The organism is Georgenia sp. SYP-B2076, from assembly GCF_003991205.1.
GTDB lineage: Bacteria > Actinomycetota > Actinomycetes > Actinomycetales > Actinomycetaceae > Georgenia.
Genome location: NZ_RXOZ01000001.1, coordinates 163,572 through 179,487, shown reverse-complemented (window position 1 = coordinate 179,487; position 15,916 = coordinate 163,572). Strand labels below are relative to the sequence as shown.

Genomic DNA, 15,916 nt, shown 5'->3' with positions numbered 1-15,916 from the left:
GGCGAGCCGGCCGGGCCGCTCCGGGGCCCGGCGAGGCAGCCGGGCCCCGGAGCGGCGTGGGGCCGCTGAGGCTGACTCGGGCTGCTCAGGCGGCTCCGGCCCGCTCCGGCCGGCGCGCAGCGATGGCGTCCGCGACCACGGCGGCGTCCTTCGGGAAGCCGAGGAAGTTTGCGGAGCATCGCCTGGTCAGCCACCGCAGCCCCACGTACCAGAGCCCCTCCACGCCGGCGACGCCGTCGTGCCGGGGGGTGCCGTCCGGGTGCGTGGCGCCCTCGGGCAGCCAGCGGAACTCGCCGCCGTAGCCGGTGCACCACACCACGCTGCCGATCCGGCCGAGGCTCACCTCTCGTGGGGGCTCCAGCGTGACGGGCAGGTCGGCGTCGTCGTCATCCAAGGGCCGGGCAGGATCCCCCCGGGCGGCGATGAACGCATCGAGGTAGGCGCGGATGCGGGCCGCGAAGGCGTCCCCGTACGCGACGGAGGCCGCGACGCTGTCGTCGAAGGACAGCGCGGTGGGCTCGACGCCGGTCAGGCGCCCCACGAGCGTGACGCCGGCCCGCGCGAGGGCCTGCAGGCTCAGGCTCCGACCGCCGGGCAGGATGAGCGGCTGGGGCGCCCGGAGCATCGCCGGGTCGGGGAGGTCCGCGGGCCGCTGGTCGAAGAACCCGGCCGCGACGAGCAGCTCGAGCCCGAGGCGTCCACGGTGCACCGCGGGCACCCGGCCGACCGGGCTGACCGCGAGGTAGACCTCACGGCCGGCCACGGCCAGCTCCTCGGCGATCTGGCAGCCCGACTGTGCGCTGCCGACCACCAGCACGCCGCCGTCGGGCAGCCGGGCGGGGGTGCGGTAACCGGCGGAATGGAGCTGGAGGACCCGGGAGGGCAGGGACGCGGCGGCGGCCGGTGCGCGCGGCACGTTCTCGCCCCCGCCGGCGGCGACGAGGGCGCGGGCCGTAACCTCGCCCGCCGAGGTGCGCACCCGCCACCGCCCGTCCTCGCGGGTCGCCGCGCGCACCTCGACGCCGGTCAGCACCGGCGACCGGCTCGCGAGCCGCTCCAGCCGGTCGACCACCTCCGCGGCGCCGAGGTACGTGTCCGGGTCCTGGTCGCCGAGCATCGGGTTCATCCAGCCGGGGTTGTTCAGCCGCAGCGAGTCCCAGCGCCTGCTGCGCCAGCTCTGCCCGACCTCATCGCGCTCGAGCACCACGTGGTCGATGCCGCGCCTGGTGAGCGCCTGGCTCGCGGCGAGACCGGCCGGCCCGGCGCCGACGACCAGGGCGTCCACGCGCGCGGGGAGCTGTGTGCCCCTGGACCCAGCATCCACTCGTCGGGCGCGGATGTCAGGAGCACCTCGGTGGCACGGGCGACGGGCGGCGGGACGCCTCGGGCGCCGCAGCAACCTCCATGCCCCGGGTTGCTGGCGGGCGTGGTCGCCCGGACGGCCCGTACGATGGCCGCCACCCGTCCGAGGGAGAGGTACGCGATGCAGCGGATCAGCCCGTTCCTGTGGTTCGACGACCACGCAGAGGAGGCCGCCGAGTTCTACGTCTCCCTGTTCCCCAACTCAGGGATCCGCCACGTCTCGCGCTACGGCGCGGGCGGCCCGGGTGCCCCCGGCTCGGCGATGTCGGTGAGCTTCGTGCTCGACGGCATGGAGGTCCAGGCACTCAACGGCGGGCCGCAGTTCAGCTTCACGGAGGCCATCTCATTCTTCGTCCGGGCCGAGACGCAGCAGGAGATCGACCGCCTGTGGGACGCGCTGACGGCGGGCGGGGAGCCCAGCCAGTGCGGCTGGCTCAAGGACCGTTACGGGTTGTCCTGGCAGATCGTCCCCCCGGCGCTGGACGAGCTCCTCGGGGACCCCGATCCGGACCGGGCCGCGCGCGCCATGCGGGCGATGCTCGGGATGTCCAAGCTGGACATCGCCGCGCTCCGGGCGGCCGCGGACGGGTGACCCGACGGGCGCGGCGCCCGGCAGGGCCGCGGGACGCGCTCCCGACCGGGCCACCGGCGCTCGCTGGTGCGCCCGTAGCCTCCCACTGCCCCGATCACCGGCTGACCGCAGCGGGCCCCAGTGCCCTAAGTGCCCGTGAGCACGACCGACCCGCGCTCACGCAGCGGATCGACCTCAGAGACTTCGGTAATCCACCAGCTCGTAAATGTCGATCCGCGGCTGTGGCAGGCCGCCCCGCTCGATCGCGTGCTGCACCTCGGGCTCGCTCAGGGCGTTCGTGAGACCGTCGCCCGTCTCCCACACGTCTACCACGAGTACGCCGTCCGGCGTCTTGGCGAGCGCGTGCCACAACGCCCCCCGCGGCGGACTCAGCTTGTTCATCACGGGGGCCAGGTGCTCCTGGATCTGACCGGCCAGCTGCTCCGGGTCCCCGTCGAGCCTCGCGATGACCAGGACGGCCATGGGATCGCCTTCTTCGGAAGGGTCTGCGGATGGGCGAAAGAGTATCCCGGTCTAGTTCACGTCATCAGTGCCATCTCGGGGGGCAGGCGGCGCCGGCGCTGAGGAGGTTGAGGGCGATCGCCGAGTGGAACGACGTCGCGGACGTCCCTCCGGTACCTGAACTTCGGCGTGCGACCAGCGGGGTACGCGACCAGCACCGCTGCCCCGGTGGTCGCACACCCGGGCTCCGGCGCCGTGTTCCCGGAGCCACGAGACGTATTGCATAGCAAGATACTGTTGTCCACAGTTTGGGCATGGGCGTACCTTCTTCTGGTCCTCTTTCATGATCAGGAGATTTCTGTGAGCACGGTGACCCGGCACGATCCCGCCGTTGAGCAGCCGAAGAACCTCGACGAGCACCACGTCCCCCGCAGCCGCATCATCGTGGCGAGCCTCGTGGGCACGTCGATCGAGTTCTACGACTTCTACGTCTATGCGACGGCGGCCATCTCGGTCTTCCCGCTGCTGTTCTTCCCGACCTCCGACGCCGGCGGCGCGCTGCTCGCGTCCCTGGCGACGTTCGGCGTCGCGTTCGTCGCCCGCCCCATCGGCTCGGTGGTCTTCGGTCACTTCGGCGACCGGACCGGGCGCAAGGCCACCCTGCTCGGCTCCCTGCTGACCATGGGCATCGCCACGGTGCTCATCGGCCTCCTGCCGACGTACGCGCAGATCGGCCTGTGGGCGCCCGCGATGCTCGCGATCATGCGGTTCTGCCAGGGCCTGGGCCTGGGCGGCGAGTGGAGCGGCGCCGCGCTGCTGGCCACCGAGACCGCCGAGAAGGGCAAGCGCGCCCGCGCGGCCATGTGGCCCCAGCTCGGCGCCCCCATCGGCTTCTTCTTCGCCAACGGCTTCTTCCTGCTGCTGACGATCTGGATGGGCCACGACAGCACCAACCCGGCCCACGACGGCGCCTTCCTCACCTGGGGCTGGCGCCTGCCGTTCCTGGCCTCGGCGGTCATCGTGGTCCTGGGCATGTACGTGCGACTCAAGCTCGAGGAGACCCCGGTCTTCGCCCGCTCCGTCGCCCGCGGCGAGAAGGTCAAGACCCCGCTGGCCACGGTGTTCAGGACGAGCTGGCGCCAGCTGCTCCAGGGCACGTTCATCATGCTGGCCACCTACACGCTGTTCTACCTGTTCACCACGTGGATCCTCAGCTACGCCATCGGCGCCGTCGAGAACGGGATGCTGGGCATCGGCTACCGCGACTTCCTGGTCCTCCAGCTCGCCGCGATCCTGTTCTTCGCGGCCTTCGTCCCGGTCTCCGGCCGGCTCGCCGACAAGGTCGGGCGCAAGCCGTTCCTCATCGTGGTCACCACCCTGATCCTGCTGTTCGGCCTCACCTTCAACATGTTCCTCAGCCCGGCCGTCATGGGCACCGGCCAGGACGCGAACATGGGCCTCCTCCTGCTGTTCCTCGTCATCGGCATGACCCTGATGGGCCTGACCTTCGGCGTGCAGAGCGCGATCCTGCCCGAGCTCTTCCCCACGAACGTGCGCTACACGGGCTCGGCCATCGCCTACAACTTCTCCTCGATCCTCGGCGCGGCCGTGGCCCCGTTCATCGCCGCCTGGCTCGTCCAGAGCTACGGCGTGGGCTGGGTCGGCGTGTACCTCGGCGCGATGGCGGTGCTGACCCTCGTGGCGCTCTTCACCACCAAGGAGACCCGCGACAAGGACCTGGACGGCCTGGACGACGCGCCGGCCCTCGAGCCCACGACGGCGCGGTAGGCGCCCGCGGGGCCCCGTCGCGCTGCGGCCCGGCGGGGCTCAGAGCCGGTGGAGGGTGACGTCCACGGCGCGGGGCCCGGGCTCCAGCGTGGCGGTCATGAAGGTGCAGAAGGGCTGACGCCGCCGGTCCGTGGGCGAGCCGGGGTTCAGCAGCCGCATCCCCGCGGGCGTCGTCGTGTCCCAGGGGATGTGGCTGTGCCCGAAGACCAGGACGTCGACGTCCGGGAACCGGTGGTCCATCCGCCGCTCCCGGCCCTGCGCCGGCCCGGTCTCGTGCACCACCGCGAGGCGCACGCCGTCGAGGGTGGTCCGCGCGACCTCCGGGAGCCGGCGCCGGAGCCCCGGCCCGTCGTTGTTGCCCCAGCAGGCGACGAGGCGGCGGGAGCGCGCCTCCAGATCGTCCAGCACGCCCTCGTCGATCCAGTCACCGGCGTGCACGACGACGTCGGCCCCCTCGACCTGCGGCCAGAGCGCGGCCGGCAGCGCCTTGGCCCGCTTGGGGACATGGGTGTCGGAGACGAGCAGCAGCCGCGTCGTCATGGGTGACTCCTCCCGTCGGCCGACACCGGGCACTCCGTGCTGAGGGCGCGCCCGGCACCTCTTACCTTCTCAAGGAAGACCGCCCCAGACCACGGCGGACCAGACCACCGAGACTCCGGTGGCGAACTCGCGCGCCGAGGAGAGTCTTAGATGCGGGGCGCGTCGACACCATGCTCGGGGCCCTCGCGTCCCGGGTGACGGGGGTCCTCGGGCTGGCCGGCAGCGGCGTCACCCTCGCGACCGACGGGGCGCTGCGGTTGGTCACCGCCGTGCCCGACGACATCGCGGAGCTGGAGCGGTGCCAGGAGGAGTTCCAGCGCGGCCCCTGCGTCACCGCCTACCTCAGCGGCCGGGTTGTGGCGGTACCCGACCTGCGGGCCGAGCCCGGCCGGTGGCTGGAGCTCGGCGCCGCCGCGGAGGCCCACGGCGTCGGCGCGGTCGCGGGCATCCCGATGCGGCTGAACGAGGACACCTTCGGCGCCCTGAACCTCTACGCGGCCGGGCCCCGCGAGTGGCCCGAGGAGGACCTGGCCGCCGCCGTCGTGCTCGCCGACATCGCGACCAGCTATCTCATCAACGCCTCGAAGTACCACCAGCAGCAGGCCCTCAACGAGCAGCTCCAGCAGGCGCTCGAGGCGAGGATCGTCATCGCGCAGGCCCGCAGCATCGACGTGGAGCAGGCGTTCCAGCGGATCCGTGAGCACGCCCGCAGCCACAACGCCAGGGTGCGGGAGGTCGCCGAGGCGATCGTGCACGTGGGCCTGCGCGTCTGACCGCCCGGCGGGGACCGCCTCAGGCGGCGCCCGATCGGTCACCAGGGAAACCAAGACCGTGCCACAGTGGTGCCTCGTCGGTCGCACAGAACGTGGGGACCCATGAAGATCGTCGACGTCCGCGCGACCACGGTCGCCGTCCCGCTCGAGGCGCCGCTCCTGCACGCCAACGGCGCGCACTGGGGCCGGTTCATCCGCACCATCGTGGAGGTGGAGACCGATGACGGCCTGGTCGGGCTCGGCGAGCTGGGCGGGGGCGGCCAGAGCGCGGAGGCGGCGGTCGCCGGGCTGAGGCCCTATCTCCTCGGGCACGACCCCTTCCGGCTCGAGGCCCTGAGGTTCGCGATCGCGAACCCGACCGCGAGCCTGTACAACAACCGGACCCAGCTGCTGGCCGCCGTGGAGTTCGCGTGCCTCGACCTCATGGGCAAGCGCCTCGGCGTCCCCGTCTCCGAGCTCCTGGGCGGCCGGCTGAGGGACGAGGTCGGCTTCGCGTCCTACCTGTTCTTCCGCTACGCCGACCCGAGCACCGGCCGGGGCGAGGTGCGCACCCCGGACCAGCTCGCCGACGAGGCCAGGCGGCTCAAGGCCGAGCACGGGTTCGAGGTGCACAAGCTCAAGGGCGGTGTCTTCGACCCGGACTACGAGCTCGAGTGCTACCGCGCCCTGGCCGACGCCACCGCCGGCGACCTGCTGCGGTACGACCCCAACGGGGCGCTGTCGGTGGGCCGCGCGCAGCGGTTCGGCCGCGCCATCCTCGACCTGCCCAACGACTACTTCGAGGACCCCACGTGGGGGCTCAACGGCATGCGGCAGCTGCGCGGGCTCGGGCTGCCCCTGGCGACCAACACGGTGGTGGTGGGCTTCGAGCAGCTGGCCAGCAACGTGCGCGACCCGGCGGTCGACGTGATCCTGCTGGACACCACCTTCTGGGGCGGCATCCGGCCGTGCATCAAGGCCGCCGGTGTGTGCGAGACGTTCCAGCTCGGCGTGGCGGTGCACTCCTCCGGCGAGCTCGGCATCCAGCTCGCCACGATGCTCCACCTGGGCGCCGTCATCCCGAACCTGGACCACAAGGCCGACGCGCACTACCACCACCTCACCGACGACATCATCGAGGGCGGCAAGATGCCCTACCGCGACGGCGCGATCCGCGTCCCCACCGGCCCGGGGCTGGGCGTGGCGCTGGATCACGAGAAGGTGGCCCGCTACGCGGACCTCTACCGGGAGACCGGTGACTACCCGTACGACCGTGACCCCGGGCGCCCGGGCTGGTACCCGCTCGTGCCCAACGAGAGGTGGGCCGACCCGGCCGCGGCCCAGCCGGCCGACCTCACCTCCTGGTGAGGCTCAGTCGTCCTCGCGGGTCTCCCGTACCCGGGCGACGAGCTGGGTCGGGTTGATGTAGCGCAGCGCGACGACGAGGATGACCAGCATCGTCGCGGTGTAGATGAACGCCATCGCCGACACCAGCTGGCGTGCCTCGCCGCCGCCGGCCGCCGTCATCGCCCGGTAGATCGCCACCACGAGGGTGTCGCTGGGCGGGCCGGAGACGAGGAACGTGAGCTCGAACATCCCCACCGTGCGCACCAGCACCAGGATGGCCGCCGCGAGGATGCCCGGGACCAGCAGCGGCGCCAGGATCCGCACGAAGACGTCCTTCAGCGTCGCCCCGCACATCCGCGCCGCGCTCTCGATGGACGGGTTGATCTGCTCGATGAACGGCGTCATCGTCAGGATGACGAACGGCACCGACGGCACGAGGTTCACCAGGATCACCGCGGTCACCGTCCGGCCGAGGCCCACGTTGTACATCACCGTGGCGAGCGGGATGCCGTAGGTGATGGGCGGGATGATGATCGGCAGCAGGAACAGCAGGGTGACGAGCCGCTTCCCCGGGAAGTTGCGCCTGGCGAGCATGTACGAGGCCGGCACGCCGATGAGGACGGAGATCACCACCACCGCCAGGGCCACCCCCACGGTGACGCCGATGACGTGGGTCAGGTCGAACCGCTCCCAGGCCCTGCTGTACCACTGGGTGGTGAACTCCGCGGGCAGCCAGCCGCCGAACCACTGCTGACCGAAGGAGTCGATGACGACGGACACGAGGATGCCGACGAGGAAGACGAAGAACGCGGCGACGAGGGCCCAGACGACCCACGTGCTCGGAGCGGCGACGATGCTGCGGCGGGGGGCGGGCCGGCCCGCCGTCGTCGTCGGCGGTGCTGCCTGGACGGTGGCCATCAGCCCTTCCCTCCGGTCGAGCCCTTGTAGAGCGTGGAGCGCCACAGCATCACCAGCGCGATGACGACGAGCTCGATGACGCCCATCATGACCGCGATGGTCGACGCCATCGGGTAGTCGATCTGCTCGCCGAACGCGCGGTAGGCCATCAGCGCCATCACCCGGGTCTCCCCGCCGGCGTCACCGACGAGCCGGGCGGAGGGGAAGACGCTGAACGCCAGGACGAACGTCAGGATGAACGTCGTCGCGAGCCCGGGGGCCAGCAGCGGCAGGATGATGCGGCGGAACCGCTGGAACCAGCTCGCCCCGAGCGTGGTCGCCGCCGCCTCCAGGGACGGGTCGATCCCGGAGAGGTAGGAGGAGATCAGCAGGAACGCGAACGGGAACCCGGAGATGACCAGGGACAGGAACACGCCGGTGTAGTTCATGACGAACGCGACCGGCTGGTCCACCAGCCCGATGTTGACCAGGAAGGTGTTGAGCCACCCCTGCCGGCCGGCGAAGATCAGCAGGCCCTGCGCGGTCAGGACGGTGCCCAGGGTGATCGGCAGCACGAGCAGGGTCTGCAGGAACCGCTTGCCGCGGAACCTGCCGCGCAGCTTGAACGCCACAGGGATGGCCGCGAGCACGTTGAACAGCGCCACGGGCAGGGCCAGGCGCATCGTGATCCAGATGGTGTCGAAGATGAACGGGTCCCGGAAGAACGCGGCGTAGTTCGCGAACACCCCACCGCCCCAGCGCTCCTGCGTGGCGGCCGTGGGCTGGATCGTGAGCCCGATGCCGTAGGCGAACGGGTAGATGAACAGGGCGATGGCGAACACCACCGCCGGCAGCAGCAAGAGCAGGCCCTTGTCGATCCCCCGCTCGGCCAGCCGGTGGCGGAGGCTGGCCGTGCTGCGCGGCGGCCGCCTCCCGGCGGGCCGGTCGGCGGTCATCCCCGGGCCTCCTCGAGCTCGCGGTCCTCGGGGGCGAGGTCGGCGTAGTCCTCGAGCGTCGTGCGGTAGACCAGCGCCCGGGCCGGCTCGACCGTGAGGGTCACGTCGTCGCCGACCTTCGGCGGGTAGTCGCTGCGCACGTGCAACGTGTTCCCGCTCGCGGTGAGCACCCCGACCGAGAACTCCCGCCCGTGGTACTCCACGACGGCGACCTTCGCGGGCACGGCGTTGCCGCCGACGGGCTGGTCCCCGGGCGCCACGATCCGGAAGTCCTCCGGGCGGATCGCCAGGCGTGCGGTGTCCCCGACGGCGACGTCCTCCACGGCGGTCGCCGTCAGGTTCGCGAAGCCCGTGCCCTCGACGGCCACGGTCCCGGCGCTCGCCCCGGTCACCTGCACGTCGGTGAGGTTGCGGTAGCCCATGAAGTCGGCGACGTGCCAGTTCACCGGGTTGTTGTGCAGCTCCTCGGGCGTGCCCACCTGCTGCACGCGGCCGGACCGCAGCACCACCAGGCGGTCCGCCATCGACAGGGCCTCCTCCTGGTCGTGCGTGACGTAGATCGTGGTCAGCCCGAGGGTGTTGTGCAGCCGCCGGATCTCCATGCGCATCTCCAGCCGGAGCTTCGCGTCGAGGTTGGACAGCGGCTCGTCCATGAGCACGAGCCGCGGCTCGAGGACGACGGCGCGGGCGATCGCCACGCGCTGCTGCTGCCCGCCGGAGAGCTGCCCGGGGAGCTTCTTCGCGTGCTCCTCGAGCTTCACGAGCGCGACGGCCTCGGCGACCCGCCGCTTGATCTCGGCCCGGGGGACCTTGCGCATCTGCAGCCCGAACGCGATGTTCTTCTCCACGCTGAGGTGGGGGAAGAGCGCGTAGTTCTGGAACACCATGCCGAAGCCGCGACGCTCCGAGGGCAGCGTGTCGATCCGTTCGTCGTCGATCGTGATCGTGCCGTGCGTGAGCGGCAGGAGGCCGGCCAGACAGTTGAGCGCGGTGGACTTCCCGCAGCCTGACGGTCCGAGCAGCGCGATGAACTCGCCCGCCCGGATCGTCAGGTTGAGGTCGGCCAGCGCGACCTGACCGCCGAAGCTGCGCCCGACACCGCGCAGCTCGAGCGTCTCGAAGGCACCAGCTGAGATCGCCATGGTGTGTCCCTCAGATTCTCCGGGAGGCCCTCAGAACTTCCCGGCGCCGATCTCCCGGTCCCAGGTGTCGAACGCCTTGACCAGCTTGTCGGCGGGGAGCGGGGGCTGCTTGGGCTTGGACTCGATGAGGTCGTCGTACCAGTCACGGCCGAACTTCTTGACGACGTCCTGGCTCGCCTGCGGCGCCTTGTCCAGCGTGGCACCCTCGATCGACGGGCCGGGGTAGAAGTAGCCGTTGTCGTACGCCTTGGCGTTCTGCTCCGGGGTCAGCATGTCCTGGAGCAGCAGGAGGATCGCGGAGATCTTGTCCGGGCTCTGCCCCTTGGGCACGACGGCGTAGTGCGCGTCGGTGACCCAGGTGAAGTCGTCGAACGCGGCCGCCTGGATGTTCTCGGGCTCACGGCCGTCGGCGCGCGGCTCGATGTCCCAGCCGGTCGTGGTGGGGATCATCGCCCAGGTCCCGTCGGCCATGTTCGTGATGACCTGCCCGGTGCCCGTGGGGTAGGTGTCGATGACCTGGTTGAGCTCCTTGAGGTACGCCCAGGTCTTCTCCCAGCCGTTCTCCGGGTCGGACGGGTCCTTGTCGCCGAGCATGTAGGGCAGGCCCTGGAGGAAGGTGCGGCCCGGGCCGGAGTTCGCCGGCCGGGCGTAGCCGAACTTGCCGGGGTTGGCCTTCGCCCAGTCGAGCAGCTCCTGGGGGTTCTTCGGCACGTCGGCGTCCTTGACGACGTCCGGGTTGTACTGGATGAGCGGGCCGGACGGGTAGTAGGTCGTGACCGCGCCGAAGCCCTCCGCCAGCTCCTGCATCTTGGCCGCCGGCTCGAGGTAGTTCTTCTGGTTGCTCAGCCTGTCCCCGTAGTCGGTGACCAGCGGGATCCACAGGTCCTGGTCGATGCCGGCCGAGAGGCCGTCGGTGCCGGTCATCACGAGGTCGACCTGGAGGCTCCCCGAGTCCACCTGCGGCTTGATCGTGCCCACCAGGTCCGGCGCGCCGCCCGACTCCCACGTCACGGCGGAGATGACGTCGGGGTTCTCCTGCACGAACGCGTCCACCATGCTGGTGGTGAGCTTGCTGTTGCCGGCCACGTCCAGGATGTTCAGCGTGACGGGGGCGGACGGCTTGTCCGGGACCTCGCCCGACGCGGCGGGGCTGCCCCCGCTGCCGGTCGCGGTGGAGGTCCCGCCGCCCGTGTCCGGCGCGGAGCACGCGGAGAGCAGGAGGCCGAGCGCGGCGGCCGCCGTGGCGACCTGCAGTGTGGTGCGGCGCATGTGTCTTCCTCTCTTGTCCGCCGGCGTCGTTACCGGCGGGAGACTGTGTCGACGACGGTCCGGCACCGTGGTGCCGCGGGCCGTGGGGTCCGCGGGAACGCCCCGCGGGGACCGTCGTCGTCGGCGCGGGAGCCGCGCCCTGTTCCCGCGCGGGGCGGGCGGGACCGGCGGGCCTCCCGGGCGGTCAGGGCGCGCGGGAGCGTCCGGGCCGAGGCTCCGGCCAGGCCGGCGACGTGACAGGTCGTGGCGCGCATCACACCCCCTTGTGGACTGGCCGCAACTCTTGAGGGGACGCCACCGTACGTCAATCGTTGTGACCGCATTGTGACTTTCGCCCGGCCCGGGCGCGCCGGCCCCGCGGGGGGACGGCCGAGGCGTCTACGCCGGCCCGCCCGCCAGCCGGCGGGCCGTCGCGCCGACCTGAGCGCGGATCTCTGCCTCGTCGAGAGTCGTCACGACGCCGTCCCGGACGACGAGCCGGCCGGCGACGACGACGTGGCGCACGTCGTCGCCCCGCGCCGCGAACCCGAGGAACGAGGCGGGGGCGCGCATCGGCGTCGCGCGGGTGCTGTCCGTGCCCACGACGACGACGTCGGCCCACCGGCCCGGCGCGAGGACCCCGGTCTCGGGGAAGCCCACCGCCCGCGCCCCGGCGGCGGTGGCCATCCGGAGGTACGCCTCCGAGGCGACGACGTCGGCCGCGCGGTGGATCCCGCGCTGGAGGATCGTGCCCGTCTTGACCTCCTCGAACATGTCGAGGGTGTTGTTGCTGGCCACGGAGTCCGTGCCGAGGCCGACGGTGACGCCGGCCGCGAGCATGGCGGGCACCGGTGCGGCGCCGGAGCCGAGCTTGAGGTTGGAGACGGGGTTGTGGGCCACGGCCGCGCCCGCGGCGGCCAGGATCTGGATGTCGTCCTCGGTGGCGTGGACGGCGTGGGCCACGAGCGTCGGGACCTCCAGCAGCCCCAGCCGCTCGACGTGCGCGACGGGGGTCAGGCCGTGCAGCGCCAGGGAGTCGGCCACCTCGGGGGCCGTCTCGGAGACGTGGATGAGCACGCGCAGGTCTCGGCGCGCCGCCCGGGCGGCGACGTCGCGCAGCACCTCGGGCGGTGACGTGTACGGCGCGTGCGGACCGAACGCGATGCGGACGTGGCGGTCACCGGCGAAGTCGGCGGCGAGCCGCTCCGTCAGGTCCAGGGTGGCGCGGCCGTCCCGCGGGTCCGCGCTCGGGTAACCGACCGACTCGTACCCGAACACGGTGGGGGCGGCCATGACCCGCATGCCGGCGGCGGCGACGTCGCCCAGGAGCCCCGCGTCCCACAGGAACATGTCCGCGAAGGTCGTCGTGCCCGAGCGGAGCATCTCCACCAGGGCCAGGCGCAGCCCCCAGCGCAGGTCCTCGGCGGTCAGCCTGAGCTCGGCGCGGCGGATCTCCCGGAGCCAGCTCGCCAGGTCCAGGTCGTCCGAGACGCCCCGCAGGGACGTCATCGCCGAGTGGGCGTGCGCGTTGACCAGTCCGGGCATGACGATCGTGCCGGTGACGTCGAGGTCTCCCGCGCCGGCCGGTCCGCGGCGCGGCCCGACGTAGGTGAGGGTGCCGCCGTCGTCGTGGGCGACCTCGCCGTCAGGGTGGATCGACCCGGCGTCGTCGAACGTCATGACCGTGCCGCCGACGATCCGACGCTCAGCCACGGGCGGCCGCCCGGTCGAACGGTGCGCGTGCCTGGGTGTCGCGGAGACCGGGGACGTCCGTCATGGCGGCAACCTTACGGCGGCCGCCCGAGCGACCGGGCGAGGTACGTCTCCGTCACCGCTGCATCCGGATCCGGGCGCGCGCCGGAATACCTCTTCGACAGCACGCCCCGCCCCGGGGCACGATCGAGGAGGAGCACGATGCGCAATCGAGCAGCAGCACTCGGCGGCATGCTGGGCCTGACGGCCCTGGCCCTCGCCGCGGCGCCGGCCCAGGCCCAGACGGGGGACGACGCGTCCCTGTCGGTCCTGCACGGCGTGCCGGACCTGGTGGTGGACGTGTACGTCAACGGCGAGCGGACGATCGACGACTTCGCCCCCGGCGACCTCGCCGGCCCGCTCGCCCTCGCGCCGGGCACGTACTCCGTGGCCATCACCGCTGCCGATGCCGCGGACGACAGCGCCCCGGTGATCGGCCCCGTCAACCTGCCGCTCGAGGCCGGCGGCAACTACACCGCCGTCGCGCACCTGACGGCGGACAAGACGCCCACCGCTACCCTGTTCACGAACGACACCAGCGCCGCGGCGGCGGGTCAGGGGCGCCTGACCGTGCGCCACGTCGCGGCGGCCCCGGCGGTCGACGTCCTGGCGGGCGGGCAGGCGGTCATCACGAACCTCGCCAACCCGGACGAGTCCTCGCTCGACCTGCCGGCCGGCACGGTCTCCGCCGCCGTCGCCGCGACGGGCACGACCGACCCGGTGATCGGCCCGGCCGACGTCCCCGTCCAGGAGGGCGCCGCCACCATCGCGTACGCGTGGGGCAGCCTCGAGGACGGCAACCTGGCGCTGGCCACGCAGACGATCGACGGCCTGCACTCGGCACCCAGCGGCGTCCCCACCGGTCAGGTCGAGGTCCGTGACGGCGTCGCGCCGGCGCTCTACGTCGGCACGGCCCTGGTGCTCGGTTCCGCGACGCTCCTCGGCGTCCGGCGCCTGGCCGTCCAGCGCTGAGCCGGGAGACGACGTGGGCGCCGGCCTCGCACGCCTCCTCGCCACCGCGGCGGCAGGCGTCGCCCTGACCGCGGGCTGCGCGGCCGGGCCCGCGGGGCCGGCGCCCACCGCCGTGCGCGACTCCCGGCCGGGCGCGACGCCGGCCACGGCGCGGGACCAGGGGCCGGGCGCGGCGCCGGGCGCGGCCGGTGTCGGCACCGCAGGCACGCCGGCCCTCGGCCCGGTGGCGGTCCGGGACGCCGGCCTGGAGGCCGGCGTCCCACCGCCGGCCATCCCGCCCGTGCGCCTGCTCTACGCCCGCCTCGGCATCGACATGCCGGTGGACGCCGTGGGCGTCGCCGCCGGCGGCGCGATGGAGATTCCCCCGGACGCGGCGCGCGCGGGCTGGTACCGGTACGGCCCGAGCGTCGGGCAGCGCGCCGGGACCGCGGTGGTCGCCTCCCACGCCGGCTCCGTCCTCACCCCCCGCGGCCCCTTCTACGACCTGCGCGGCGCCGCCGTCGGGGACCGTGTGCGGGCCGTCAGGGAGGACGGCGGGACGGCCGCGTACGAGGTCGTCGACGTCCAGCGCCTCAGCAAGGCGACCATCGACCTGTCCGTGTACTTCCGCCGCGACGGCGACCCCCGGCTCGTGCTGGTCACGTGCGGGGGACGATGGATCGAGGCGAGGCGGAGCTATGAGGACAACATCGTCGTCACCGCTATCCTCGTCGGTACGTGACGGCCGCGTCGCCCCCGCCCGGGTGACGCCGGCCGGACCACCGGCGGCGCTGCTGGAGGTGAGAGAGGTCGACGACGACGAGTCCGCGCAGGCCCGCGCCTTCCGCGACGGGCAGCCCGACGCCATGCGCGCCGCGTACCAGCGGTGGTCGCCCCTCGTCTACACCATCGCGCTGCGCTCGCTCGGGTCCGTGAGCGACGCGGAGGACGTCACGCAGCAGGTCTTCGTCGCCGCGTGGCGCGGCCGGGCGCGGTTCGACCCGGACCGCGCGCCGCTGGCCTCCTGGCTGGTGGGCATCACCCGGCACGTGGTCGCCGACACGCACGAACGCCGGACCCGGGAGCGCCGCGCCCAGGACGCCGCCACCGCCACGGCGGGCGAGGAGGGCGTCGTCGGGTACGAGGACCCGTCACGGGTGGTCGACCGGGTGATCGTGGCCGACGCCGTCGCGGGCCTGGGCGACCCGCAGCGCGAGATCCTGACGCTGGCGTTCTACGACGACCTCACGCACGTCCAGATCGCCGAACGCGTCGGGCTGCCGCTCGGCACGGTCAAGTCGCACATCAAACGGAGCCTGCAACGCTTGCGCGCACGGCTGGAGGTGGCAGATGAAGCATCCCGGTGAGGAGACCCTCGCCCTCCTCGCGCTCGGCGAGCACGTGGGCGGCCACGACATCGCGGAGCACATCGCGGGCTGCCCGACGTGCCGGGCGGAGCTCGCCGCCCTCAGGCGCGTGACCGACGCGGGCAGGCAGCGGCCGGGACCCGGCGCACGACCCGGCACGCTGGAACGACCCGGCGCGCTGGAACGGCCCGCCGACGCGGTGTGGGACCGGATCGCCGCCGAGCTCGGGCTGGGGGACGCCCCGGCTGCCGCGCCACCGGCACCCCTCGCGCCTCCACGTCCCGCCGCTGCACCCCTCGCGCCCCCACGTCCCGCCGCTGCACCGCGCGAGCCGGCCGTGCCGGCGAGACCGTGGTGGCGCCGCCGGACGGCGTGGGTGGCCGCGGCGAGCTTCGCCGTCGGCGTCGCGGGCACGGTCGCAGCGCAGAACCTCGCGTCCCCGTCGCCGCCGCCCGTCCAGACGCTGACCCGTGCCGAGCTCGAGCCGCTTCCGGGCTGGCGGCAGGCCGGCACGGCGTCGGTCACGGAGGTGGGCGGCGAGCGCGTCCTCGCCGTGAAGCTGCCGACGGACGTGGAGGGCGGGTACCGCGAGGTGTGGCTGATGGACAGCGGCCTCAAGCGCCTCGTCAGCGTCGGCGTGCTCGCCGGGTCGGAGGGCCGGTTCGTGCTGCCCGCGGGCCTGGACCTGGCCCAGTTCCCGGTCGTCGACGTGTCGGACGAGCCCTACGACGGCAACCCCGCGCACAGCGGGGACAGCATCGTGCGCGGGAAGCTCGCCTGA

General features: G+C 72.9%; 16 protein-coding genes. 8 read left to right on the top strand and 8 right to left on the bottom strand.

Annotated features, from left to right (window positions below):
- Window positions 1-85: 85 nt before the first annotated feature.
- Complete coding sequence (locus EJK16_RS00835; protein ID WP_164737158.1) at window positions 86-1,285, bottom strand: NAD(P)/FAD-dependent oxidoreductase; 1,200 nt, start codon at window positions 1,283-1,285, stop codon at window positions 86-88.
- 198 nt (window positions 1,286-1,483) lie between these two features.
- On the opposite strand from EJK16_RS00835, the gene EJK16_RS00830 reads away from it, so the two are divergent.
- A complete protein-coding gene (locus EJK16_RS00830) occupies window positions 1,484-1,954 on the top strand; it encodes a VOC family protein (protein WP_127125368.1) in 471 nt (156 codons plus the stop codon).
- A gap of 174 nt (window positions 1,955-2,128) precedes the next feature.
- On the opposite strand, the gene EJK16_RS00825 is transcribed toward EJK16_RS00830, so the two are convergent.
- A complete protein-coding gene (locus EJK16_RS00825; RefSeq protein ID WP_127125366.1) occupies window positions 2,129-2,416 on the bottom strand; it encodes a hypothetical protein in 288 nt (95 codons plus the stop codon).
- Between the two features lie 348 nt (window positions 2,417-2,764).
- On the opposite strand from EJK16_RS00825, the gene EJK16_RS00820 reads away from it, so the two are divergent.
- Window positions 2,765-4,183, top strand: coding sequence for an MFS transporter (locus EJK16_RS00820; RefSeq protein ID WP_127125427.1), 1,419 nt, complete (start codon window positions 2,765-2,767; stop codon window positions 4,181-4,183).
- A 39-nt stretch (window positions 4,184-4,222) separates the two neighbouring features.
- Here EJK16_RS00820 and EJK16_RS00815 read toward each other — a convergent pair whose 3' ends face one another.
- Window positions 4,223-4,723, bottom strand: a complete 501-nt coding sequence (locus EJK16_RS00815) for a metallophosphoesterase (protein ID WP_127125364.1) — start codon at window positions 4,721-4,723, stop codon at window positions 4,223-4,225.
- 170 nt (window positions 4,724-4,893) lie between these two features.
- On the opposite strand from EJK16_RS00815, the gene EJK16_RS00810 reads away from it, so the two are divergent.
- Both EJK16_RS00810 and EJK16_RS00805 read left to right on the top strand, forming a co-directional pair.
- Window positions 4,894-5,496 (top strand): GAF and ANTAR domain-containing protein, encoded by a 603-nt coding sequence (locus tag EJK16_RS00810; RefSeq protein WP_127125362.1) that lies wholly within the window; start codon window positions 4,894-4,896, stop codon window positions 5,494-5,496.
- A 102-nt stretch (window positions 5,497-5,598) separates the two neighbouring features.
- Window positions 5,599-6,843 (top strand): enolase C-terminal domain-like protein, encoded by a 1,245-nt coding sequence (locus EJK16_RS00805; protein ID WP_127125360.1) that lies wholly within the window; start codon window positions 5,599-5,601, stop codon window positions 6,841-6,843.
- Window positions 6,844-6,846: 3 nt separating this feature from the next.
- Here the strand turns inward: EJK16_RS00805 and EJK16_RS00800 are convergent, their stop codons facing one another.
- The 5 genes from EJK16_RS00800 to EJK16_RS00780 form a co-directional block, all read right to left on the bottom strand.
- Window positions 6,847-7,740: an ABC transporter permease gene (locus EJK16_RS00800; RefSeq protein WP_127125358.1), complete on the bottom strand. Its 894-nt coding sequence runs from the start codon at window positions 7,738-7,740 to the stop codon at window positions 6,847-6,849.
- Window positions 7,740-8,675, bottom strand: a complete 936-nt coding sequence (locus tag EJK16_RS00795; RefSeq protein WP_127125356.1) for an ABC transporter permease — start codon at window positions 8,673-8,675, stop codon at window positions 7,740-7,742. Before EJK16_RS00795 ends, EJK16_RS00800 begins: the two co-directional genes overlap by 1 nt.
- Window positions 8,672-9,817 (bottom strand): ABC transporter ATP-binding protein, encoded by a 1,146-nt coding sequence (locus EJK16_RS00790; protein ID WP_127125354.1) that lies wholly within the window; start codon window positions 9,815-9,817, stop codon window positions 8,672-8,674. Before EJK16_RS00790 ends, EJK16_RS00795 begins: the two co-directional genes overlap by 4 nt.
- 30 nt (window positions 9,818-9,847) lie before the next feature.
- Entirely contained in the window at window positions 9,848-11,086 is a 1,239-nt protein-coding gene (locus EJK16_RS00785) for an extracellular solute-binding protein (protein ID WP_127125351.1), read from the bottom strand.
- A gap of 378 nt (window positions 11,087-11,464) precedes the next feature.
- Window positions 11,465-12,778: an amidohydrolase gene (locus EJK16_RS00780; RefSeq protein ID WP_304999932.1), complete on the bottom strand. Its 1,314-nt coding sequence runs from the start codon at window positions 12,776-12,778 to the stop codon at window positions 11,465-11,467.
- A 201-nt stretch (window positions 12,779-12,979) separates the two neighbouring features.
- On the opposite strand from EJK16_RS00780, the gene EJK16_RS00775 reads away from it, so the two are divergent.
- The 4 genes from EJK16_RS00775 to EJK16_RS00760 are packed head-to-tail and all read left to right on the top strand — an operon-like array spanning window position 12,980 to window position 15,916.
- Window positions 12,980-13,789 (top strand): DUF4397 domain-containing protein, encoded by an 810-nt coding sequence (locus tag EJK16_RS00775; RefSeq protein WP_127125349.1) that lies wholly within the window; start codon window positions 12,980-12,982, stop codon window positions 13,787-13,789.
- Window positions 13,790-13,802: 13 nt separating this feature from the next.
- The gene (locus EJK16_RS00770) at window positions 13,803-14,510 is read left to right on the top strand and encodes a class F sortase (RefSeq protein WP_127125347.1); all 708 of its coding nucleotides are present in this window, start codon (window positions 13,803-13,805) and stop codon (window positions 14,508-14,510) included.
- 58 nt (window positions 14,511-14,568) lie between these two features.
- The gene (locus EJK16_RS00765; RefSeq protein ID WP_240645693.1) at window positions 14,569-15,135 is read left to right on the top strand and encodes a sigma-70 family RNA polymerase sigma factor; all 567 of its coding nucleotides are present in this window, start codon (window positions 14,569-14,571) and stop codon (window positions 15,133-15,135) included.
- The gene (locus EJK16_RS00760) at window positions 15,119-15,916 is read left to right on the top strand and encodes an anti-sigma factor (protein WP_127125343.1); all 798 of its coding nucleotides are present in this window, start codon (window positions 15,119-15,121) and stop codon (window positions 15,914-15,916) included. Before EJK16_RS00765 ends, EJK16_RS00760 begins: the two co-directional genes overlap by 17 nt.